At 42.2% G+C, this 23290-nt stretch carries 18 protein-coding genes; 11 read left to right on the top strand and 7 right to left on the bottom strand.

What is annotated here, in order from left to right; genetic code table 11:
* Positions 1-28 precede the first annotated feature (28 nt).
* Positions 29-751, bottom strand: coding sequence for a DNA alkylation repair protein (locus IJE10_08230; GenBank protein ID MBQ2968087.1), 723 nt, complete (start codon positions 749-751; stop codon positions 29-31).
* Between the two features lie 51 nt (positions 752-802).
* On the opposite strand from IJE10_08230, the gene IJE10_08225 reads away from it, so the two are divergent.
* Complete coding sequence (locus tag IJE10_08225) at positions 803-1117, top strand: GIY-YIG nuclease family protein (GenBank protein ID MBQ2968086.1); 315 nt, start codon at positions 803-805, stop codon at positions 1115-1117.
* A 61-nt stretch (positions 1118-1178) separates the two neighbouring features.
* Positions 1179-2369, top strand: a complete 1191-nt coding sequence (locus tag IJE10_08220) for a dicarboxylate/amino acid:cation symporter (GenBank protein ID MBQ2968085.1) — start codon at positions 1179-1181, stop codon at positions 2367-2369.
* A gap of 31 nt (positions 2370-2400) precedes the next feature.
* On the opposite strand, the gene IJE10_08215 is transcribed toward IJE10_08220, so the two are convergent.
* A complete protein-coding gene (locus IJE10_08215; protein MBQ2968084.1) occupies positions 2401-3105 on the bottom strand; it encodes a tRNA threonylcarbamoyladenosine dehydratase in 705 nt (234 codons plus the stop codon).
* A gap of 128 nt (positions 3106-3233) precedes the next feature.
* Between IJE10_08215 and IJE10_08210 the strand changes: the two genes are divergently transcribed.
* Both IJE10_08210 and IJE10_08205 read left to right on the top strand, forming a co-directional pair.
* Positions 3234-4598, top strand: coding sequence for a citrate/2-methylcitrate synthase (locus tag IJE10_08210; GenBank protein ID MBQ2968083.1), 1365 nt, complete (start codon positions 3234-3236; stop codon positions 4596-4598).
* A gap of 171 nt (positions 4599-4769) precedes the next feature.
* Positions 4770-5594, top strand: coding sequence for a hypothetical protein (locus tag IJE10_08205; GenBank protein MBQ2968082.1), 825 nt, complete (start codon positions 4770-4772; stop codon positions 5592-5594).
* Positions 5595-5634: 40 nt separating this feature from the next.
* Here the strand turns inward: IJE10_08205 and IJE10_08200 are convergent, their stop codons facing one another.
* Entirely contained in the window at positions 5635-6441 is an 807-nt protein-coding gene (locus tag IJE10_08200) for an AraC family transcriptional regulator (GenBank protein MBQ2968081.1), read from the bottom strand.
* A gap of 142 nt (positions 6442-6583) precedes the next feature.
* On the opposite strand from IJE10_08200, the gene IJE10_08195 reads away from it, so the two are divergent.
* A complete protein-coding gene (locus IJE10_08195; protein ID MBQ2968080.1) occupies positions 6584-8881 on the top strand; it encodes a hypothetical protein in 2298 nt (765 codons plus the stop codon).
* Positions 8882-8893: 12 nt separating this feature from the next.
* Positions 8894-10840, top strand: a complete 1947-nt coding sequence (locus tag IJE10_08190) for a hypothetical protein (GenBank protein MBQ2968079.1) — start codon at positions 8894-8896, stop codon at positions 10838-10840.
* Between the two features lie 37 nt (positions 10841-10877).
* On the opposite strand, the gene IJE10_08185 is transcribed toward IJE10_08190, so the two are convergent.
* Genes IJE10_08185 through IJE10_08175 form a run of 3 tightly spaced genes read right to left on the bottom strand, consistent with a single transcriptional unit; the run spans position 10878 to position 14634 of the window.
* On the bottom strand, positions 10878-12734 hold the full coding sequence (locus IJE10_08185) for an extracellular solute-binding protein (GenBank protein MBQ2968078.1): 1857 nt from the start codon (positions 12732-12734) through the stop codon (positions 10878-10880).
* Positions 12731-13564 carry an ABC transporter permease gene (locus IJE10_08180; protein MBQ2968077.1) on the bottom strand — a complete coding sequence of 278 codons (834 nt, stop codon included), beginning with the start codon at positions 13562-13564 and terminating at the stop codon, positions 12731-12733. The genes IJE10_08185 and IJE10_08180 overlap by 4 nt, the downstream gene beginning before the upstream one ends.
* Positions 13565-13569: 5 nt before the next feature.
* Entirely contained in the window at positions 13570-14634 is a 1065-nt protein-coding gene (locus IJE10_08175; protein ID MBQ2968076.1) for an ABC transporter ATP-binding protein, read from the bottom strand.
* 217 nt (positions 14635-14851) lie between these two features.
* Between IJE10_08175 and IJE10_08170 the strand changes: the two genes are divergently transcribed.
* The 5 genes from IJE10_08170 to IJE10_08150 all read left to right on the top strand — a co-directional run bounded on the left by IJE10_08170 (position 14852) and on the right by IJE10_08150 (position 22292).
* Positions 14852-16486, top strand: coding sequence for a SulP family inorganic anion transporter (locus IJE10_08170; protein ID MBQ2968075.1), 1635 nt, complete (start codon positions 14852-14854; stop codon positions 16484-16486).
* Positions 16487-16576: 90 nt separating this feature from the next.
* Entirely contained in the window at positions 16577-18550 is a 1974-nt protein-coding gene (locus IJE10_08165) for a DNA topoisomerase (GenBank protein ID MBQ2968074.1), read from the top strand.
* Between the two features lie 16 nt (positions 18551-18566).
* Positions 18567-20741, top strand: coding sequence for a topoisomerase IV (locus tag IJE10_08160; protein ID MBQ2968073.1), 2175 nt, complete (start codon positions 18567-18569; stop codon positions 20739-20741).
* Between the two features lie 10 nt (positions 20742-20751).
* Positions 20752-21354: a recombination protein RecR gene (recR, locus tag IJE10_08155; protein MBQ2968072.1), complete on the top strand. Its 603-nt coding sequence runs from the start codon at positions 20752-20754 to the stop codon at positions 21352-21354.
* Between the two features lie 125 nt (positions 21355-21479).
* On the top strand, positions 21480-22292 hold the full coding sequence (locus IJE10_08150) for a hypothetical protein (GenBank protein MBQ2968071.1): 813 nt from the start codon (positions 21480-21482) through the stop codon (positions 22290-22292).
* Positions 22293-22332: 40 nt separating this feature from the next.
* On the opposite strand, the gene IJE10_08145 is transcribed toward IJE10_08150, so the two are convergent.
* Positions 22333-23280, bottom strand: coding sequence for a hydroxyacid dehydrogenase (locus IJE10_08145; GenBank protein ID MBQ2968070.1), 948 nt, complete (start codon positions 23278-23280; stop codon positions 22333-22335).
* Positions 23281-23290: the final 10 nt, after the last annotated feature.

The following is a 23290-nucleotide window of genomic DNA, read 5'->3' as shown; positions in this document are numbered from 1 at the left end:
TTTTACAGAGTAGTCTGCTCAAAAACACTTATTTTATTTTTAATGTTCTTAAGTAGTCCTTTGTTTCTTTTGAAAGGCGGTAGCTTTCGATGGCTTTCTGAATGGTTTTGTTGTGCACAAACAAAGGAAGCTTTTTCTCCGCAAGATAGGGAATTGTATGTTCATACTGCAAGGCGAGTGCTGTTGCGAAATACCAGGCAATCATCATGTTTATATAATACTCGTCCGATTGTATTTTGCTTACTTCTTTCAGGAAAGACGGGTCAAAATCTTCGGACAGATAAAAGCTTAAAAGCATACCAATGCCGAAGCGTACCGTATAGGTTTTATTGCTTTTTAACCAGCGCAGGACATAAGGCAAAAGTTCCTTTTTGTGTTTTTTGAAAACCTTAGGTCTTAACATGTCACAGGTTGCCCAGTTGTCAATAAACGGTAAAAAAGCCTCTGTTTTTTGAATGCACAAATTGAAATCTTTGATTTGTTCAATTAAGAATGCATGCACGTTATCTTCTTCAAAGTAGGTGTGGGGCAGGGTGTCTAAAAAGGACGTTGCACGTTCTGTTTTGAAAAATTCTTTTGAAAATTTCCGGAGCACGGGTACACGGATGCCAATGACACGGTCCTTTGAAACGGTCGGCATCAGCTTTGCGTGAAAATCCCGGTATTTTATATCCTGCATTGCAAAAAGTTGCGTTTTCAGCATAATATTCACCTCGGAAAAAGTATACCACACAATTCTTGTCTTGTCCATTGCAATTTGGTTTTAGTTATGCTATACTGTATTAAAAGGTGGGTTCGGCATATGTATTTTATTTATATATTGCGTTGCGCTGATGGGTCTTTGTATACGGGAATTACCACGGATGTTGAACGCAGACTGCGCGAGCATATTTCAAAAAACGGAAAAGGTGCAAAATATACCCGAGGGAAAACTGCACTTGGGATGGAGTGTATTTTTAAAACTGAGGACAGACAGTCTGCTTCCAAGCTTGAATATTGGACCAAAAAGCTTACTAAAGCACAAAAGGAAAAACTGATTTCAGATTCGGATTTGTCTGTGTTACAGGGAAAAATTGAATTGGAAAAGTATGTGTATTACGGGAAAAAGATGTCTTGATGGGCATCTTTTTCAGTTTTAAAAGTAAAAAAATTCACAAAATGAGTATCGGGTGATTTACATGAAATTAAAGTTTTCTTTTCCGATAAAAATTTTGTTCAGCATGCTTTTAGGGGTTCTGGCAGGTGCCTATCTTACCAACTACCCAAATTTTGCAAACCTTTATGTAAAACCGTTAGGAACAGTGTTTTTGAATCTCATTCGGTTTATTGCAACACCTTTGGTGTTTCTGACAATCATTTCGGGCATCACATCCATGAAGGACGTGCGCGAGGTAAAGCTTTTGGGTGGAAGAACGGTGGTTTTTTATCTGCTTACTACAGCGGTTGCGGTGATAATCGGCTTGATTCTTGCGCAGCTTTTTAACCCTTTGTTCGGCAGACTTCAAACGGAAAATATATCCTGGAACGGGAATGTTTCTATGGATATTTCGGATACCTTTATAAACGCATTTCCGTCAAATTTAGTATCTGCCTTTGCAGCAGGAGATATGTTACAGGTGATTGTGGCAGCTGTTTTTTTCGGTGTCGCCATGTTAACGGTTCCGAGTCATCCGGGGCTATCGGGCGTGCAGAAATTAGAAACATTATCTGTACGCGTTATGGAAATGATTATTTCCCTTTCGCCAATCGGCGTGTTTTCGCTGGTGGCACTTATGGTGGTGCAGACCGGAATACAGATACTCGGCAACCTCTTGATGCTGATTGCATGTGTGTATCTGTCTTTTCTCTTACATGTATTGCTGGTGTATATTCCTATTGTATTCAGCAAACAAAAAATTTCACCCTTACGCTTTCTGAAAGGAATGTTACCGGCAACAATGCTTGCGTTTTCGTCCGCCTCTTCGGTCAGTGCAATCTCTCAGAATTTAAAGTGCACAGAAAAGCTCGGTGCCAAGCAAAGTGTCCGCGACTTTGTGATTCCCTTGGGTGCGACTTTAAATATGGACGGCACGGGTATTTATCAAGGGGTATGTGTCAGCTTTATTGCCGCCTGCTACGGATTGGAACTGACGGTTGCCCAATGTGTGATTGTAACGGTAAGTGCTACCGTTATGTCTATCGGGACTGCAGGTGTACCCGGTGCAGGGATGATTATGCTTGCGGCGGCATTGGAAAGTGTCGGACTTCCGATAGAGGGTGTGGCGTTGGTTGCGGGCATTGACAGGGTGCTGGATATGGGAAGAACGGCAGTGAATGTGTTGGGAGACGGTGCTTGTGCACTTTTTCTGTCTCCCCGAAACAAAACATAAAAGTAACCGCACCGATTCGGTGCGGTTACTTTTATGTTTTATGAATGATATCTTTTATGACTTCAGCGGCTATGATTAAGCCTGCAGTTGCAGGAACGGGCATAAAGCTTCCGGGCGTATGTCTTTCCTGACGCTCACCTTCAACCGTTTTAGAGATGGGCTCTTCTGTGGAGTAGACTACCTTGACGTTTTTAATGCTCCGCTTTTTTAGCTCATGGCGCATCACTCTTGCAAGGGGACAGAAAGAGGTTTTTTGAATATCTGTGACCTGCAATTTAGTGGGGTCTGTTTTGTTGCCGGTACCCATAGAGGAAATAACAGGAATATTTAAAGCTTTACATTTTTGGATGATGTCAATTTTTGCAGTTACCGTATCAATGGCGTCTACAACGTAATCATAATTTTCAAAGGGGATGTTCTTACAATCCGGCATATAGAATACATTGTATTTGTGCACATTGCACCTAGGATTGATTTTTTTAATACGTTCTTCTGCCACATCGGTTTTATACATGTCGATTGTAGTTTCGTCTGCAATAATCTGGCGGTTTAAATTACTTTTTGCAACTCTGTCGTTGTCCACAATGCCAATCGTGCCGATACCGCTTCTTACAAGTGCTTCTACAGCGTAACCGCCCACACCGCCTATGCCGAATACTAAAACATGGGCGTTTTGCAATTTATCCATATTTTCTTTTCCGAAAATTGCTTCGGTTCGCATAAAACGTTCTGCCAAAATTATAACCCCCTTTGTAGAACTGCAATTATTATAACATATTCTGCGAAAAAATTCAACTTGATTTATTCGTAGAAATCGAGTATAATAAAAATGAGAAAAATTTATGGAAAAGGAGAGAAAAACAATTGTCTGCACAGAGCTACTCAGCAATCACACCGGAAATTTATGCACTTGCGGATAAGTGTATAGCAAATGGAGCAATCGACCCGGCACTTTACGCAACACATCAGGTGAAACGAGGACTTCGTGATTTAGATGGCAAAGGTGTCGTAACAGGACTTACCGAAATATCGACCGTGAATGCATTTAAAACTGTTGACGGAAAACAGGTGCCGATAGAAGGCGAGCTTTTTTATCGTGGCATCAACATCAATGATATTATAAACGGCTTTGAGCAGGATGACCGTTTCGGTTTTGAAGAAACCGTATATCTTTTGCTGTTTGGCGCGTTGCCGAATAAAAAGCAACTGGAAGATTTTGATAAGCTTTTGGTGCATTACAGAAAATTGCCCACGAATTTCGTGCGGGATGTTATTATGAAGGCAACCAGCGCGGATGTGATGAATTCCATGGCAAGAAGTGTATTGACCCTTTACGGATATGACAAAAATGCAAACGATACCAGTCTGCCGAATGTTTTGCGTCAATGTATTCAGCTGATTTCAAACTTTCCGATTCTTTCGGTTTATGCGTATCAGGCATATAATCATTACACAAGGCATAAAAGTCTTGTAATCCGGCATCCGGACCCTAAGCTTTCCACGGCTGAAAACGTTTTGCGTCTTTTAAGACATGACGGAAAATACACGCCTTTAGAAGCAAAGCTTTTAGACTTAGCACTGGTGCTTCATGCCGAGCATGGCGGTGGTAACAACTCGACCTTTACAACGCATGTGGTGACATCTTCGGGGACAGATACCTATTCTTCTATGGCGGCATCTCTTTGTTCTTTGAAAGGACCTAAGCATGGCGGCGCAAACATTAAGGTAACAGAAATGTTTGCAGATATGAAAAAGCACGTTAAAGACTGGGCGGATGAAGAGGAAATCCGAAGCTACTTAGACGCGCTGTTAAATAAAGAAGCTTTTGATAAGAGCGGTTTGATTTATGGAATGGGACATGCGGTGTATTCGCTGTCGGATCCCCGTGCAAACGCTTTGAAAAAATATGTAGGCGTTCTTTCCAAAGAAAAAGGGAAGGAAGAAGAATGCGCGCTGTATATGCGTGTGGAACGGCTTGCCAAAGAAGCCATCTGTGCCAAACGCAAGATTTACAAGGGCGTAAGCCCCAACATTGATTTTTACAGCGGTTTTGTGTATTCCATGTTGGATTTACCGCCCGAGCTTTATACGCCGATATTTGCCGTGGCGCGAATTGCGGGGTGGAGTGCGCATCGTATAGAGGAACTGGTCAACGGCAACAAAATTATCCGTCCTGCATATAAATCTGTTGTGGAACCGCGTGTTTATGTGCCACTATCCGAAAGATAACGATCGAAAATGAAAAATATGTAAAATATATGTGTAAAAATGTAGATAAAAGTATTGACTTTTTTTTCTAAATGGTCTATAATATAGAAAAAAGTGTTATGCTATAAGTCTGCCCAAATTTCCGCGACGGAATCAGGCAACACGCAGCATGAATCAAAAAGGAGAATAAATATGGCAAAGAGTAGCGAAACAAAAAAAACACAAATTAAAGCGCCCAAAACAGTAAAAGGTGCATCTAAAGTTCGGATTACACTGATTGTTATTGCGGCAATTTTGGCAGTAGTATGTTTTGTTGCAGCAATTAAAGCAGGAATTACAATTGATAATGTTACAGAATTCTATACACAGAAAATTGCAGAAAGCAATGCTTCCAGCAGTGCACAAATTCAGGAACTGACCAAGCAGTTCAACGCTGACAGACAGGCATGGATTGAAAAAAATATGCCTGAAGTACCTGAAGAATATCTGCCTATGATTGAACAGGCTGAAAAAGAAAAAGCAGCAGCACTGAAAGGTGTCACCAGCGAAAAGGAAAAGGCTGATATTTCTAAGCGTTATGATTCTAAAATTTCAACTATTCAGAAAACAATGGATGGCAAGATTGATCCTGTTTTCAACAGCGAATCTAATATTTCAGCAAAATTTAAGGAAGATGAAGCTGCTATCCGTAGTGCAAACAGCCAGAATGTAAAACAGCTGAATATTGAAGAAGACCAGGCGTTGCTTTATCCGACCCATGTATCTGACGTATTCACTATTCTGACCTTGATTGCATTAGGTATTGTTTTGTGGCTCCTTTCCGGTATGCTTTCCAACATCGGTTTCCTTAAAGGCAGTGCAAAGCTTCTGGAAATTGTTCCGTTCCTCGTTCTCTTTATTGAGGTTTGTGTTGTGCTTATGGCAATTACCGGTCTTTCGTTTGGTGACCACATGCCTGCTGAATTCTCTAAAGATTTCGGTAAGTACTGTGAACAGTTTAAAGCAGTTCTTTTCTAAAAAAGTGTACATAAAAACGCGGATTTTTATCCGCGTTTTTTTATTCTTTATAATATTTTGAAAATTCTGACGGGGAAATGCCTGCATGCGTTTTAAATGTTTTTGTAAAATAGCTAGGAGACTCAAAGCAACAAAGGGACGCAATCTCGCTGATTTTTTTATTCGAAGTCATCAGCATTTCCTGCGCGCGCTGAACGCGGATTTTATTTAAATATTCAAATGGACGCATATCAAAATGTTTTTTAAACAACCGACATAAATATTGGGGAGAAACATGTGAAAAATCTGCAATTTCGTTTAATGTTATAATTTTGTTATAGTTCCATGCCATATAATCGGTAGCGCGTTGGACAGCATCACATAAAACGACTTCCTTTTCTTTTGCATGCCATTTGGAAATTTCACAAAGCAACGAATACAGCAGATGAGAAACAGTAATGGCATCATAGCTGTTCTTACAGATGCTGAATATACTGTGAAAGCTTTTGCTTAACAGCCCCTCATCTTCAACGGTAATGGCTGTGGTTTCGGTTATGCCGAGTGCCGACATGAGATTGTCAATATTGTTTCCGGAAAACAGTATCCACCGGGTTTCCCATTTTTGGGAAAGAGGCATATATTTGTGTGCTTCACCGGGCTTGATAAGCATAAGCGTTTTTGTAGAAAGCTTATGTTTGCTGTTTGCGGTAAAAAATGATCCTTCACCGCTTGCAGTAAAGAAAATGTGCCATTGGCATGCGCCGGCAGGTCGGTTACAAAGCTTTTGATTGTCTGTACCGCCTATGATGAATAAATGGACAGGCAATTCATTTATATTGGTCATAAGCGGAGGTTTTACTTGTTTCATTTACTGTTCCTTTCTGTGAAAATCCTTTTATTATAAAGTTTTTTCGGTTTCATATTATTCTATATTTAGAATATCGTATGATTGACAAAAAGTCAATAAAAAATTATAATTAAAGCAGAATTAAAGTTGTGGAGGGGAAAATATGAAAAAAATAATAGGCATAGTTGCTGTATTATGTATACTTTTAAGTATGATGCCGGTTGTACATGCGACAGATTCTGTGCAGTATATCAAAGCATCAGATTTTGAAAAAAATCTCGGAAGCTGGACCTTGACGGACGGCGAAAAGGATACATCGGGTGGCGGATTTCTTCCTTTTTTGAAATCGCCTAAACCTGCAGTAGCGGAGTCAGCTAAAGTTTCGTTTGAACTGCCGTCTGCCGGCACATATTATCTTTTTGCGTACACCCGCGACTACGAAAAATCTGCAGGCTCCAGAAAGTTTTCGCTTTGCGTAAACGGCGTTACATCCAAACACACGTTCGGAACACACCATGTTGACGGATGGGCATGGGAAGCAGGGGGCAGCTTTGAACTTAAAAAAGGTCCCTGCACGGTGGAAATTGTTGACAGCTCCAGAAATTACGGGCGTGTGATGGCGGTTGTGCTTACAACAAACGAAAAATTCAGCGGACCTGAAACCAAAGAGGCAATGGAATCTGCATTTAAAATAAATGGTATTCAGCCTTTAGCGGAGATTGTTTCGTTTGACCAACCGACGGCAGATGAGCCGGAACCTGAAAAAGAGAAGGTGTATACATATATTCCTGCAAATATTCCCGTTCAGAGCGACAGACCTTCTGATACGATTGCCATTCAGTTGAATCAGAAATATCTGATTTTTCAGGATGATTCCAAACCCTTTGTGGAAAACGGCAGAACGCTTGTGCCTTTCAGAGCATTGTTTGAAGCATTAGGGTGCGAAGTGCAATGGAACGACCCGATGCAGACGGCTACCGGTACAAGAGGAAGCATCAACATTTCACTTCTGGTAGGTAATCAGCTTGCAAATGTTTCAGGAAACAGCGTTTATTTGGATCAACCTGCAGTGTTGCGAAACGACCGTGTCATGGTACCGATTCGTTTTGTGGCAGAGGCATTGGGGGCAACGGTTGGCTGGGATGATGCAACCCAAACGGTTATCATCTCTGCGGATATTCCTGAAATTACCAAAACAGACGGCTATTTGTTCCTGCCCTCAAGCTTTTCGAATTTAGGGTCGTGGACAGTTGGCAGTGCAAGCGGCGGTAGCCTTGAAACAGGTATTCTGACAGGCGGTACAAACGGGGCGCCCGGAAGTGCGACCCCTGCCAAAGCATATTTCAATGTGTCTGAGGCAGGCGAATATAAGGTGTGGGTTCGCTCCAGAGACCTTCCGAACAATCAGCCCGGAACGAGATTTTTTAATGTAGCTGTTAATCAAGAACAACTTGCGCCCACCTTCGGTACGCATGGTAAAGATGGGTATGCCTGGGCAGACGGCGGTGTTGTATCTTTAAAAATAGGGTCTAATTTACTGGAACTTTTAGATACCTCCGATTTCTTTGCCAGATGCGATGGTGTGCTTATAACTAAAAATTTAAGCGCAGAGCCTGCATCTAATATTGGAGTTCTGACAAAAAATGCGGTTGTTGTGGAAAAACAACTTGCGGAAAGCTCTGTAGATTTCCCCGAATATGCGAAAGAGAACGGTGAAATTGTTTCACAAACCTCGATTGGAAATGAAAATATCCGTATGGAATTCTTTGTGGTAAATACCTCCGGCGGACCGATTGTACAAAACCGCATTTTAAATCAAAAAGACGGTGCATGGATTGTAACCAAAGAGCAAAGTGAAGATTTCGGATTTTTGCTTCTTTCGGCGGAACGTGCAAGCTTAGAAAAACCGCTTTTAAATCAGCAGATTTTCAATACTGCATTTGCAGATGACAGCGGAGATGCAAAGCAATACTACGGTGCCAATATTTATAATGCGGCAAAAATGCAGTATTTAATTCCGCAATCGGTATCAGTCAGCGAAAACACGGCAACCCTTTACTGCTCCGATGCAAAGGCAGATGTAACAGTAGTGCTCCGTCCGGTGGGAAGTCAGATTGAAGCAGAAATTCAGGCAATCTTTAAACAGAATGGGTATTACTCTGTCGGTGTGTTTTCCGGAAATCCGTTGCCTGCAACCAATGTTTTGCATGCAAGTACAGAGGTTCCGAATGACCCCGGTGTTATAGCGTTGGGGAATTATGGCGCATACAGCGCAAAAAACGCATCCTGGAGCGTTCTTAAGGGTGTTCGCGCAAAAGAACAGGCAGGGATTTGTATGCGTTGCCCTGCAGGCAATTTCAGAGCAACTGCCTTTTATCCGCTTTTAGGTACAGCGCAATCTTATATGGACGCAAACTCCAAGATACAATTTGAGTGCACAATTTTGTCAGAACTGGAATAGGAGGGAAACAAAATGAAGAAAACAGTTTTGTTACTATTGGGTTTGGTGCTGTTACTCAGCTTGTTTTGCCTTTCGGTAAATGCGCAGACAAGCTATGTGCAGGCAACTGTTTCATATTATGACAATGCAACCGAAATTCCTACGCAAATCTATACGTTAAAAGAAGGCTCTATAAAGATACATGCTGACGTAAAAGTACTGCAACCTCAGAATGGAGATATAAAGCTTATTACCAAAGCGGTGTTAAACGGTCAGACTGTAAAAACAGCTGAAAGCGCATGGCTCCCAACCGGGCAGACGGGCGTGTTCTATCTTGCAACGGATATTGCTGTGGAGAACAAGCAATGTGTTTTGGAAACAACAATCGTGGACCGTGCAGGTACTGTTGTTTTCCAAGCACCGGTATTCCAATACGAAGAAAATGTGGTTGTGCCCGATCCGGGTAAAATCATAGAACCGCTTTCCAAAACGGTGACACTTACGGTAAACGGTAAAAATGTGCCCGTGCGGCGGGAAGAAATGCAAGGCATGCATGAGGGCGGTTCGCGCGATAAAGATTCGTTCTATTTCAATGTAGCGAAGGTCAGCATGGATTTAAACAGCGAGATTATACTTGAGTTAAAGGGAATTAACGGTACGGTTATCAGCGACAAATGGATGGTTTCACCGCAACAGAAGAAAATTCCGCGTATTGTATCTAAAGGTGTCGGATATATATATTTAAACACGCCTCAAACCTTATTCGTAAGAGACTGGGCAACAAAGGACGGGACGGGGTATGAAGATTTAATTCTTTTAATCACTCCCCTTGAAACAGATGTGCCGTATAAATACGCACCATCCGTTACATATTACGCCGATGGCGTTTTAAATTGTCCTGTGAATCCTTCGTTTTCAGATAATCAGATTGTATACTTTGAAGAAGGCTTTCATAAAAATGTAGGGGCACTTCAGTTCAAGCCCGGTATGCGCGTGTATCTGGCACCGGGGGCTGTTCTGGATGCAAAAATCGAAACGTATGATGTAAGCGAAAATCCAAATGGCATCAAGGTGTATGGCAGAGGTGTTTTAGAGTCCAGAAACGCAACCAATTCAGGATTTAAGAAAGGCATTTATTTCGAAAATTGCAATAATGTTGTGATTGATGGCATCGGTTGCCGTAATGCAAGAGAGTGGCAAACCTTGTATTTAAATTGCTCGGATTTTGAAATTCGCAATATGAATATCATGGCGATTCTTTTAAATAATGACGGTATTGATTTAGACGGAGTGAACGGCTTTAAGATTACCGATAACTTCATCATGGCGGCAGATGATTGTTTTGGCTGGCATGGTGTAGATTATGAAAAAATTGCAACCAAAGAGCATCCTTTTGGCAGACCGACCTTTGATGTGTACGCGGAGAACAACATGATGTATAACTTAGAAGGCAATGCTGTGCGTTTCGGGTCGTCCTCGGAGCAGGAAAGTATGTATGATATTACCATCAAGGATACTTATGTTGTAACAAAGACCGGGTATGCGGTTGCAATCACCATGCATGACTGGGCTAAGGTTTCGGATGTGCTGATCGAAAACTTCTATGTGGAAGAAAGCATAGGAACCTTTAATGGTGTTATTTTAGCGGAAAGTGTGCAGGACAGTACCAGCCGTTTAAATGAGGGGAGAGGTTTGCCGAATGGCTTACCAAGTCCGTACGGGTCTGTTGAGAATGTAACAATTAAAAATCTTTATTCACCCTGGAACGGAAACAAACCACCCATTACGGTAGGCGGTTGCGACGCAGAACATGCGGTACGGAATCTTACACTTGAAAATGTAATTGTGCAAAACGGAAGCACCATTTATACAGGTGGTTCAGGAGCAGAGAAAATCACAATGCAGGATATAAAATTCAACCCGTCAACCGTTCATAAGGATAAAACCTTTGTTTCTGAAGCAGACATTATTATTAAATAAAAAAAAGAACTGCAAGCTATGCGCTTGCAGTTCTTTTTTATTCAGACAGAACCTCTGTCCAGATTTGTGAGTAAGCCTGAATGACATGGCTCTTTTTGGCAAGGTTTGTATATACCTCACACTTGGATAAAATTTCTTCATCCGGGTAGCATGCCTTGTCGTTCTTAAGACTTTCAGGAAGCTTTTTGTATGCTTCTGTATTAGGGGTAGAGTAGCAGATGTATTCCACATTTTTAAGAGCAATATCGGGTCTGCACATAAAATTGATAAACTGTTCGGCAGCTTCTTTGTTTTCTGCATCCTTTAAAATAACCATGGAATCAATCCAGAAATTTGTACCTTCTTCAGGAATGATGTATTTGAATTTGGGATTCTCCTGCGTCAGCGCAATACCGTCACCGGAGTATAAAACCGCAATGGATGCCGCTTCGTTAATCATTTTTTCTTTTACCTGATCACCGATGTATGCCTGTACATTGCTTTTTTGTTTAAGCAAAGCTTCTTTTGCCTCTTCAAGCTCTTTCGGATCTTCGCTGTTTAAGGAATAACCAAGGGCTTTAAGGGTTAAGCTTACGCCGTCGCGTTCACTGTCTAAGGCAAGAATCTGACCTTTATATTTGGAATTCCACAAAACATCCCAGCTGGTGATGTCTTCTTTAATCAGGTTGGTGTTTACCGCAAGACCTACGGTACCCCACATATAAGGAACAGAATACTTGTCCTCGGGGTCAAAGGGCTGACCCGTGTACTTTTCGCTGATGTATTTGTAGTTGGGAATGTTGTCGAAGTTGATTTCGGCAAGCATGTCCTCATCAATCATACGTGCGGTCATGTAATCCGAGGGGAAACAAATGTCATAGCTGTTTAAGCCGGACGCCTTAACCTTGTTGTACATATTTTCGTTGGTGTCATAGGTTTCATAGATGACGCGTATGCCGGTTTCTTCTTCAAAAATATCCAAAACCTCTTCGTCAATGTAGTCGCCGCAGTTAAATACTTTTAAGGTGGTGCCGGTATGGTCTTCGATATAGTCGATAGCAAAAATACCTGCGAAAATGCCGATAATCAAGGTTACGGCAACAGCTGTTTTCCATTTTTCCCGGTGTGGCTTTGTCTCTTTTACAATCTTATCCTCTTTTTTGCCGCCGTAGTTTACTAAAAGCAGCAGAATCATAACCACCACAAACATTAAAGCCGAAAGTGCAGTCAGCTCGGGTGTTACGCCACGCCTTGTCATGGAGTAGATTGTGATGGACAAGGTAGATACACCGTTTCCGGTGGTGAAAAAGCTGATGATAAAGTCATCAATGGAAAGGGTTAATGCGAACAAAAAACCGCTTACAATACCCGGTTGAATTTCGGGCAGAATGACTTTTTTGAATGCATACCAGGGCGTGGAGCCCAAATCCAGTGCCGCTTCATTTAAATGCGGATTCATCTGTCGCAGCTTTGGCAGTACATTCATAATCACATACGGAATGTTAAAGGTGATATGTGCCAGAAGCAGGGAAGTGAATCCCAGCGGAATGCTTAAGAATGTAAACAAAAGCATTAGCGAAATACCGGTTACAATATCCGGATTTAAAATCGGCAGATAGTTTACATTCATAGCAATTGCCTTCGGAACCGGCTTCATTCTGTGAATACCGATTGCCGCAAAAGTACCGATTACGGTTGCAATAGCGGCAGAAAGAAGCGCAATAATCAGTGTGTTTTGTAAAGACGGCAGAATTGCCCGGTCCTGAAACATTTCCACATACCATTTAAATGAAAATCCGCCCCATTCGGTCCGATATTTCGAACCGTTAAAGGATTGGACAATCAAAACCAGGATGGGGGCATACAAAAAGAAGTATACGAGAAAAGTATAAAGCCTTTTTGAAAATTTCTTCAAATTATGCCACCTCCAATGCCGTCATCATCCTTTGTGTTCATAAATCGCATGGATAAAAGCACAATGATGATTAAAATCAGAGACAGAGCAGAACCGAAGTTCCAGTCATTGGATTTGCTGAATTGCTGTTCAATGACGTTGCCGATTACGTTGATTTTACCACCGCCTAAAAGGGAAGAGATGATAAAGGTAGTAACCGATGGCATAAAGGTCATGGTGATGCCGGAGGCAACACCGGGCAGACTTAAAGGAAAAACAATTTTCCGAAAAACTCTGCCTTTGCTTGCACCTAAATCGGATGCCGCTTCTATCAGGCGGTGATCCATTTTTTCCAAAACGTTATAAATCGGAATAATCATAAAGGGCAGGTAGTTGTAAACCATACCTAAGATCACCGCGGCAGGGGTATATAGAATGTTCTGCTCGGGCAGGTGGAAAAAATGGAGTATCTGGTTTAAAATACCGTTCTTTTCTAAAATGGTCAGCCATGCATAGGTTCTGAGCAGAAAGCTCATCCACATAGGAAGCATAATCAGCATCAGTAAAATACTTTTGTACTGCACATTCGGACCAGATAAGATATATGCCAGCGGATACCCGATTAAAAGGCATATCACGGTACTGATCAGTGCAAGTAAAATGGAACGCAGGAAAACCTGCCAGTACACAGGCGTTGTGAAAAAACGCTGTATGTACTCAAGAGTAAAACGGATTTTTCCGTCTTCTGTGTCAAACAAGCCGTACCATGCAACCAAAAGCAACGGCACGATGATAAACACAATCATCCAGAAAATATAAGGGTATGCATAAGCAGAGGCGTGACGTTTCATTTTAATCATGCCTCCTTTTCCGGTGCATCACTCTTTTTCATAATATGGATGGCATCCGGCTCTAACGAAATGCCGACTGTAGAACCCTTTTCTACAAGGTCTGTAGAATGAACTGTCCAAGTAAGGGTGGGGGTTTCTACCATCATTTCATAGTGAACGCCCTTAAAGATAACCGAAGAAACGGTACCGGTAAGCTGTCCCTTGTCGGGGCTTACCAGATCCACGTCCTCGGGACGGATAACTACTTCAATGGGTTCGTTTTGCTCAAACCCTTTGTCTACACAGACAAAATCTCTTCCGCAAAAATGAACCAGCTCGTCTTTAAGCATAATACCGTCCACAATAATGCTTTCGCCGATAAAATCAGCTACGAAAGCATTTTTGGGCTCATTGTATATGTCAACGGGTGTGCCGATTTGCTGAATCAGACCGCCGTTCATAACCACAACCGTATCCGACATGGTCAGTGCTTCTTCCTGGTCATGGGTAACATATACAAAGGTAATGCCTAAATCTCTTTGTATATTTTTAAGCTCAATCTGCATGTCCTTGCGAAGCTTTAAGTCCAGTGCGCCCAAAGGCTCGTCCAGAAGCAAAACCTCCGGCTTGTTTACAATGGCGCGGGCAATGGCGATTCGCTGCTGCTGACCGCCGCTAAGAGCGGAAACCGCACGTTTTTCGTATCCGGAGAGGTTAACCATCTCCAAAACCTCAGCAACAGACTTTTTAATCACAGATTCCTCCGTTTTCTTAACCCGAAGACCAAACGCAATGTTTTCGTACACATTCATGTGGGGAAACAGTGCGTATTTCTGGAAAACGGTGTTCAGTCTGCGCTTATAAGGCGGGAGATCGGTGATATCTGCACCTTCAAAAAAGACTTTACCGCTGTCCGGTGTTTCAAAACCGCCGATAATTCGCAGAGTGGTGGTTTTACCGCAACCGGAGGGACCAAGCAGAGTTAAAAACTCATTTTTTCTGATTGTTAAATTCAGTTCGTCTAGAACTTTCGTATCGGTGTCAAACGCCTTTGTAATGTTCTCGAGGCGTATGATTTCCTGCTTGTTCATTTATCAATCCCCTTTCAAATAAAGTATCTGCTAATATCTAACTATAATCTTTTTAAACGGAAATGTCAAGAGAATTTGCGAAAAATGTCATATATTTTATTTAAATTAATATAAAAAGTATTACTCTTGACAAATTTTTCAAATTTTGTTAAACTTATAAAGTTGTCCGATGGATTTTATCGTACAAAATTTTGAAACAAATGTGAGGTTTTTTTACATGATTCGATCGTATTTTCAGATGCTTCGAAATGAATTTTCGGGCTACAATGCACAGAAGCTGGGCAAGGATGTGATGGCAGGTCTGACCGTAACAGCGGTTGCGCTTCCTTTGGCACTGGCGTTTGGTGTGTCCTGTGGCGCATCTGCTGCAGCAGGCTTAGTAACCGCAATCATCGGTGGATTGATTATCGGTATACTTTCGGGCGCATCCTTCCAGATCAGCGGTCCGACCGGTGCAATGTCTGCAATTTTAGTAGGTATTTTGGGAAGCTTTGGACTAAACGGTGTGTTTGTCGTTTGCTTCCTGGCAGGTATTTTGCTGGTTTTGTGTGCAATATTTAAAATCGGCAAGCTTGTTGAAATGATTCCGCGTCCCGTAATCACAGGCTTTACATCGGGTATTGCTATTATTATTGCTTTGGGACAGATTGACAATTTCTTCGGTACAACCTCCGTAGGCGAGAGTGCTATTGAAAAGCTTTTATCCTATGGGAAGCTTGGTTTTACACCTGATATCGAAACAACACTTCTTGGTCTTTTGGTTGTAGTGCTTATGATTATCTGGCCGAAAAAATGGAACGCGAAAATTCCGGGATCTTTGGTTGGCATTATTGTGGCAACTATCGTCAGCATTTTGTTTGGTATGGATGTTGCAACCGTAGGGGAAATTCCCAAAACGTTGTTTTTGAGTGAACGTTTAAGCTTTGCGAATATCGAGTGGGCAAAATTTGCAGAATATATATCACCTGCAATCAGTATCGCGGCGCTTGGTATGATTGAAAGCTTACTTTGCGGTGCATCTGCTTCCCGTATGAAAAACGAAAAATTCTTTGCAGACCAGGAGCTGTTGGCACAGGGCGTGGGAAACATGCTCATTCCGTTCTTCGGTGGTGTGCCTGCAACCGCGGCAATTGCCAGAACCAGTGTTGCTATTAAATCCGGCTGCCAGACCAGACTTTGCGGGGTATTCTCTGCAGTAGGTTTATTGCTTTCTATGTTTCTTTTGGGACCTGTTATGGCAAAACTGCCTCTTTCTGCACTGGCAGGCGTGCTGATGGTAACTGCATGGCGTATGAACGAATGGGAAAGCATCCGTTATTTCTTCGGGAAAGGCTTTAAGCGGGCAATTTCCAAATTCTTAATTACCATGCTTGCAACCGTCGTGTTTGATCTGACTATTGCAATTTTAATCGGTATCGCTTATTCGGCAATTTTGTTTATTTTCAATGCCGCAGGTCTGAAGGTAGACTTTTCTAAAGTTGAAAACAAGAAGTTCAAGGGCGACGAAAATGTAGAAAAAGCCCATAAGAATACCATGGTTATGTACATCACAGGCCCGATTTTCTTTGCGAATGTAACTAAGCTTTCCGAGGCGGTACAATCTTTAGACGACTCGTGCGACGAACTGATTTGTTCTATGCGAGGCGTACCTGCCATTGATATTACCGGTACGGAATATATCATGGAGCTTTGCGAAGCCTGCCTGGAACAAAACCGCAAAATTGTGTTCTGTGGGATGAATGAAGGGGTAAAATCTATGCTGATTCGCGCAGGGGTTACCGAAAAATTGGGTGAAGATGTGTTCCAGTGGAGTGTGGATAAAGTGCTGTCCGCATCGGTTCAAAACGCATAAATTGTGCTTTTGAAGAAAAATATTTGACAAAATCCACAATATTTAGTATAATATAGATGTATATTTTGAAATTTGAAAGGATTGAAGAAGATGGCGAAAAAGCCGGAATACGGTAATGAAAGTATAACCTCCTTAAAGGGTGCGGACAGAGTCAGAAAAAGACCTGCCGTTATCTTTGGTTCGGACGGGTTGGAAGGTTGTCAGCATTCTATGTTTGAAATTCTTGCCAACTCTATTGACGAAGCCAGAGAAGGTTACGGCAAACTCATTACGGTTGAGCGCTTTCCGGACCATTCTATCCGCGTTGCGGATCAGGGGCGCGGTGTGCCTGTGGATTTTAACGAAAAAGAAGGCAGATACAACTGGGAACTGGTATACTGTGAAATGTATGCCGGTGGTAAGTATGATAATATCGAAGGCGGTAACTATGAGTTTTCGCTGGGCTTAAACGGTCTTGGTGCCTGCGCTACCCAGTATTCTTCCGAGTTTATGGACGTAACGGTTCGCCGTGACGGCTTTGAGTATTCCCTGCACTTTGAAAAGGGTGAAAACATCGGAGGTTTGAAAAAGGTAGAATCCGATTACAAGCATACCGGAACCGAAATCACCTGGAAGCCCGATTTAGAGGTGTTTACCGATATTCAGATTCCCTCCGAACATTTTCAGGAGGTTATTAAAAAGCAGGCTGCGGTAAACAAAGGTCTTAAATTCAAATTCCATGACCATTTAACCAACCAGAATTTTGAATATTGCTATCCGAACGGTATTGTAGATTATGCAAAAGAACTTTCGGGCGAAAGCGGATTTACCGATATCCATTATGCGGAAGCAAAGCGCAAGGGGAGAGACCGTGCGGACAAGCCCGAGTACGAAGTAAAACTTTCGGTGGCATTTTGCTTTAATAACATGGTCAACGCCATTGAATATTACCACAATTCAAGCTTTTTGGAATACGGCGGTGCGCCCGATAAAGCGGTGCGCTCTGCGTTTGTCGCTGAGATTGACCGCTATATAAAGCAGTCGAGCAAATATAAGGGGAACGAAGCGAAAATCACGTTTCAGGATATTGAGGACAGCCTTGTGCTGGTCTCCAACTCCCTTTCTCAGGTGACCAGTTACGAAAACCAGACCAAAAAGGCAATCAACAATAAATTTATCCAGGAAGCAATGACGGAATTTTTGCGTTCTGAGCTTCAGGTTTATTTTATTGAAAATAAGGTGGAGGCGGACAAAATTGCCGACCAGATTCTTGTAAATAAACGTTCCCGTGAGAATGCGGAAAAAACAAGAGTCAACATGAAAAAGAAACTTACCGGCAACAGCGGTGTAACCGACCGTGTACAAAAATTTATTGATTGCAGAACAAAGGATGTTTCACGTCGTGAAGTGTACATTGTGGAAGGTGACTCTGCGATGGGTTCCTGTAAGCAGGGCAGAGACGCAGAATTTCAGGCAATCATTCCGGTGCGCGGTAAGATTTTAAACTGTTTAAAAGCTGATTACAATAAGGTTTTTGCAAGTGAAATCATTACAGACCTTTTGAAAGTCTTAGGCTGTGGTGTAGAGATTAAATCCAAGCATACCAAGGATATGAATCTGTTTGATTTAAATAACCTGCGTTGGAATAAAGTTATAATCTGTACCGATGCCGACGTGGACGGCTTCCAGATTCGAACACTGATTCTGACCATGCTCTATACCTTAGTACCTACACTTATCCGTGAAGGTAAGATTTTTATTGCGGAATCTCCACTGTTTGAAATTACACATAAGGATGAAACCTATTTTGCTTACGATGAAAGTGAAAAGCAGGAAATCTTAGCAAAATTAGAAGGTAAAAACTACACCATTCAGCGTTCAAAAGGTCTTGGTGAAAACCAACCCGAGATGATGTGGCAAACCACCATGAACCCCGAAACCAGACGTTTGATTAAAGTTATGCCCGAGGATGAACAGAGAACCAGAGAAATGTTTGATTTGTTACTGGGTGACAATCTGCAGGGCAGAAAAGACCATATTGCATTGCATGGCGTAGAATATCTGGAAATGGCAGACATTTCGTAAAGGAGGCAGAAGGGAAATGAATTTTACTGAACAAAAAATCGGCGATGTGCTTGAACAGAATTACATGCCCTATGCCATGAGCGTTATTGTGTCCCGTGCCATTCCCGAAATTGACGGATTTAAACCGTCGCACAGAAAGCTTCTGTATACCATGCACAAAATGAACCTTTTAACGGGTAACCGTTCTAAGTCTACCAATGTTGTGGGACGTACCATGCAGTTGAATCCGCACGGCGATGCGGCAATTTATGAAACCATGGTCAGACTTACAGTCGGTAACGGTGCGCTTTTGCACCCATTCGTGGATTCAAAGGGTAACTTCGGTAAGCAATATTCCAGAGATATGGCATATGCTGCAGCCCGTTATACAGAAGTAAAGCTTGACAGCATTTGCAAAGAAGTTTTTGGCGACATTGATAAGGATGCAGTTGATTTTGTAGATAACTTTGATGCCACATTAAAAGAACCGGTGCTTATTCCTGTTAAGTTTCCGAATATCCTTGTAAATCCCAATGAGGGTATTGCGGTTGGTATGGCTAGTAAAATCTGCAGCTTTAACCTGCGTGAGATTTGCGAAGCAACTATTGCTCTGATGCGGGACGAAAAGGCGGACCTGCTTCCGATTATTCAAGGACCGGATTTTCCGGGTGGCGGTGAAATTCTTTATAATCAAGAAGCTATGCGTGAAATCTACGAAACAGGCAGAGGCTCTTTCAAAATCCGCGGCACATATAATTATGATAAGAAAAACAACGTTATTGAAATTACCGAAATTCCATACACGACCAACCTGGAAGTGATTATTGAAAAGGTCGTTGAAGGTATTAAAGCAGGCAAATACAGAGAAATTACCGATATCCGTGACGAAACCGACTTAAAAGGCTTGAAGATTGCAATTGATGTAAAAAAGAGTGCGGATGTGGAAAAGTTGATGGCACAGATTTACAAAAACACCACGCTTTTGGATACATTCAGCTGTAACTTTAATGTGCTGATTGACGGTATGCCCAAAGTGCTTGGCGTGCGCGGCCTTTTACTGGAATGGATTCGCTTCCGTGTGGGCTGTGTAAAGCGTATTTTAGCTTTCGATTTAAAGAAAAAAGAAGACCGTCTGCATCTTTTGCGCGGTTTGGAAAAAATCTTATTGGATATTGATAAAGCCATTCGTATCATTCGTGAAACCGAAAAGGCGGACATGGTTGTGCCCGGCTTGATGAAAGGCTTTAACATCGATGAGATTCAGGCTGAATTCGTGGCTGAAATCAAGTTGAGAAACCTCAATAAAGAATACATTTTAAAGAGTATTGCAGCGGTTGCGGATTTAGAGCGCGAGATTGAGGATTTGAAAACAACTCTTTCCAGCGAACGCAGAATCAAAAAGCTCATTTCGAAAGAGTTGGAGGACATTGCCAAAAAGTACGGCAAAGGCCGTATTTCTCGCGTTATTCCGGAAGAAGAGGGGATTGTTAATGTCCAGACCGAGGTTTATGTGGAAGATTATGCATTAAAGCTGTTCCTGACAGAGGAAGGGTATCTGAAAAAGGTATCTTTGGTATCGCTTCGTTCTAGCGGTGAGCATAAGTTGAAAGAAAATGATCGCATTGTGCAGGTGGAGGAAACCTCCAATAAAAACGAAGTATTATTGTTCAGCGACCAGTGCAATGTTTACAAAATGAGAATCAATGATATTCCGGACTGCAAGGTAAGCTCTATGGGTGAATACACACCCAACCTGTTGGCTATGCAACCCAACGAAAAAATCATCTCTATTGTACCCACATCCGATTACAGCGGTTTCATGTTCTTTGGATATGCGGACGGCAGAACCTGCAAGGTTCCGGTTAAAGCTTATGTAACCAAGAACAACCGTAAGATGCTGGCAAATGCATATTCTGACCATGCACCGCTTGTAAAAGCCATCTTTATCCCTGAGGATACCGATATGGTTGCATATGGTTCAAATGAAAAAGCAATGGTATTTAATACCGCACAGGTGCCCGAAAAGGCAACCCGCTCTGCGCAGGGCGTAAAAACCTTTAATCCCGGCAAGCGCGGTACAATGATTAATTTAAGAAAGTTATCGGAAGCGGGTCTTGCGGATACAAAGGGATACCGCGCAAGAAATTTACCGGCAGCGGGCAACAAGCTCAGTGCAGAGGATAAATCCGGTGAACAGCTTACACTCTTTTAGGAGGCAATAAATGGCGTATTATGCAGCAACAGTTGCAAAACTGATAGAAGAATTTCAAAAGATGCCCGGCATCGGTCATAAATCGGCACAAAGGCTTGCGTTTTATGTGCTGGGGCTTTCCAAAGAAAAGGCAAGCAGTCTTGTTTCTGCCATTCAGGATGCCAAGGATAAAGTAGGGTATTGCAGCATTTGCTGTAATCTGACCGACAAAGACCCCTGTGAAATCTGTAATGATTCTTTCAGAGATAAGTCTGTGATTTGTGTCTGTGAATCGCCGGCAGATGTGGTGGCTTTTGAGAAAACAAAAGAGTATAAAGGGTTATACCATGTTTTGCATGGCGCAATCTCTCCCATGGACGGCATAAAGCCCGAGGACATTCGCATCAAGGAATTGGTTGCGCGTGTTGCACAAGGCGGTGTGGAAGAAGTGATTCTTGCCACTGATACCGATGTGGAAGGGGAGGCAACCGGTATGTATATCGGACGTTTGCTTTCTCCCTTTGGCATAAAGGTGACCCGTATTGCAAAAGGAATTCCTATCGGCGGCGATATCGAATACGCTGACGAAATTACCCTTTCCAAAGCACTTGAAAACAGAGTAAATCTGTTCTAAATAAAAAAGGCAACCTGCGTTGCCTTTTTTGTGTAAAAATTTCCTGTTTTATAAAACGGTTGACAAATTCTAAGCCAATATGGTATACTAAATAAGTACTTTAGATAAGGAGGATTATCTGCACGATGAAAAAGTTAATGGCGATTTTGCTCGCATTTTCTATATTTTCTGCTATACCGGTTGTGGCGGTTGGTGCTGCAGCATCGGTAGTTTCGACAGAAACAACAAAAATTACAGTAGATGCACCTAAAATCAATATGGTTGAGGATGTAGGCGACTTGCAGGACGGTCGTTCGGTGGTTGTGAACATGTCCTCTTCAAACGAATTAACCGGTGGTGATGAAAAAGAAGGACAGGCTCCGGTTTGTGCGGCATATGTTTGCTGGTACACGGCACAAGGCAGATTTGTAGGTTGTACTGTTATTAATGATGTGTATTGGAGTTATAAAGTAGCAAAAAAATTATATACAGGCTCTAACAGTCCTGCTGTTAACATCTGGCCGACTGAATATCCTTTAAAGGCAAAGGTGTTTGTCTGGACAGCTGAGGGTAGTGTGGTGCCGATCTCGGATGTGTACGAATTTGACCTGTTGAGTGCGCAGGGTATTATTGAAAGAGATTTACCCGGTTTTTATGACGCGTTTTATTGGGCAAAGTTTGATACCGCAAATGGTGAGGCGATTAAGGAACTGGTTTTAGATGTTTGCGAAGATTTGCAGGCGCGTATTGACCAGGGCGTTCAGCTGGACATGAATGAAATGAAAACGATTACGTACAAATCGCAGATAGATTCTGCCAAGTCCATTTATAAAAGCATGGGAGACAGCGAAAAAAGTGCGTTCACAGCTACTTTTACCGACTATGCAAATTTGTATCCTGACTTAAAAATACTGCTTTTGAACATGTTTGATATTTCTTCAAGTGATCTTGCAGGATGATAGAAATTCCCCCGAAACAAGATGTTTCGGGGGAGTTTTTTTATATGTCTACACGATTTCTGATTCCCTTTTGCTGATAGGACAATATGTTGTCGCGGATTTCTTCCATGCAGAGATTTCTGGCTTCCAGTGCCGCCCATGCCATGTGCGGCGTAAGGCATACGTTTGGTAAATTTAAAAGTCTGTGCATGGGATGATTTTTAGAAAACGGTTCTTCGGAATACACATCTGTGCCAAAGCCTGCGATTTTGCCGCTTAAAATTGCATCCGCAACCGCTTGCTCATCGCAAACAAGTCCGCGCGCTACATTGATCAGTACACAGCTTGGCTTCATTATGGAAAGCATTTTTTCGTCAATTAAATGCTTGGTTTGCTCGGTAAGCGGTGTGTGCAGAGAAATAACATCTGAATTCCGGCATAATTGTTCTAAAGAAACACAATGAAAATCCGGGTCAGGAGTATTCTTGTTTGCAAGAATTTTGCACCCGAAAGCTTTCGCGATTTCTGCTACTTTTCTGCCGATGTTTCCCAAGCCCACAACACCCCAGGTTTTTCCGTTTAAAGTGTGAAAGGTAGGAGAAACGCGGTTTGCGGTGGTACCTGCCGAATAGACACCGCTGTTTACAAAAGCTGTGTATTCAGGCATATGCATCAGCAGATAAAGGGCTTGTGTTACAGTCAGCTGTGCCACAGAATCGGTGGAGTATCCGACCACATTGCAAACGCCGATTCCTTCTTTGCGACAAAAAGATAAGTTCACATTATCGTAGCCGGTTGCCGCAAGACAAATAAGCTTTGGACGGGATTGTCCTAAAGTTAAAGCATTCATTTTGATTTTGTTAATCACAACCGCATCCGCATCCTTGGTACGCAGTTCCACTTCGTCGGGTGCGGTGCTTTTGTATACCGTTGTGTCAAAATTGTCATGCAGAGGGGAAAGGTCGATGTCATCGCCCAGTGTTCCTGCATCTAAAACAACTACTTTCATAAAGACTCCT

The organism is Clostridia bacterium (genome assembly GCA_017410375.1).
Classification (GTDB): Bacteria; Bacillota; Clostridia; order RGIG6154; family RGIG6154; genus RGIG6154.
Note: the sequence above shows the minus strand (reverse complement) of the source record. Positions and strands in the feature narration are given on the sequence as shown.

Excerpts from the sequence above, each read along its gene's own strand:
- IJE10_08230 (MBQ2968087.1), bottom strand. The coding sequence starts at position 751 with ATGGACAAGACAAGAATTGTGTGGTATACTTTTTCCGAGGTGAATATT.
- IJE10_08225 (MBQ2968086.1), top strand. The coding sequence starts at position 803 with ATGTATTTTATTTATATATTGCGTTGCGCTGATGGGTCTTTGTATACG.
- IJE10_08220 (MBQ2968085.1), top strand. The coding sequence starts at position 1,179 with ATGAAATTAAAGTTTTCTTTTCCGATAAAAATTTTGTTCAGCATGCTT.
- IJE10_08205 (MBQ2968082.1), top strand. The coding sequence starts at position 4,770 with ATGGCAAAGAGTAGCGAAACAAAAAAAACACAAATTAAAGCGCCCAAA.
- IJE10_08200 (MBQ2968081.1), bottom strand. The coding sequence starts at position 6,441 with ATGAAACAAGTAAAACCTCCGCTTATGACCAATATAAATGAATTGCCT.
- IJE10_08195 (MBQ2968080.1), top strand. The coding sequence starts at position 6,584 with ATGAAAAAAATAATAGGCATAGTTGCTGTATTATGTATACTTTTAAGT.
- IJE10_08190 (MBQ2968079.1), top strand. The coding sequence starts at position 8,894 with ATGAAGAAAACAGTTTTGTTACTATTGGGTTTGGTGCTGTTACTCAGC.
- IJE10_08180 (MBQ2968077.1), bottom strand. The coding sequence starts at position 13,564 with ATGAAACGTCACGCCTCTGCTTATGCATACCCTTATATTTTCTGGATG.
- IJE10_08175 (MBQ2968076.1), bottom strand. The coding sequence starts at position 14,634 with ATGAACAAGCAGGAAATCATACGCCTCGAGAACATTACAAAGGCGTTT.
- IJE10_08170 (MBQ2968075.1), top strand. The coding sequence starts at position 14,852 with ATGATTCGATCGTATTTTCAGATGCTTCGAAATGAATTTTCGGGCTAC.
- IJE10_08165 (MBQ2968074.1), top strand. The coding sequence starts at position 16,577 with ATGGCGAAAAAGCCGGAATACGGTAATGAAAGTATAACCTCCTTAAAG.
- IJE10_08160 (MBQ2968073.1), top strand. The coding sequence starts at position 18,567 with ATGAATTTTACTGAACAAAAAATCGGCGATGTGCTTGAACAGAATTAC.
- recR (MBQ2968072.1), top strand. The coding sequence starts at position 20,752 with ATGGCGTATTATGCAGCAACAGTTGCAAAACTGATAGAAGAATTTCAA.
- IJE10_08150 (MBQ2968071.1), top strand. The coding sequence starts at position 21,480 with ATGAAAAAGTTAATGGCGATTTTGCTCGCATTTTCTATATTTTCTGCT.
- IJE10_08145 (MBQ2968070.1), bottom strand. The coding sequence starts at position 23,280 with ATGAAAGTAGTTGTTTTAGATGCAGGAACACTGGGCGATGACATCGAC.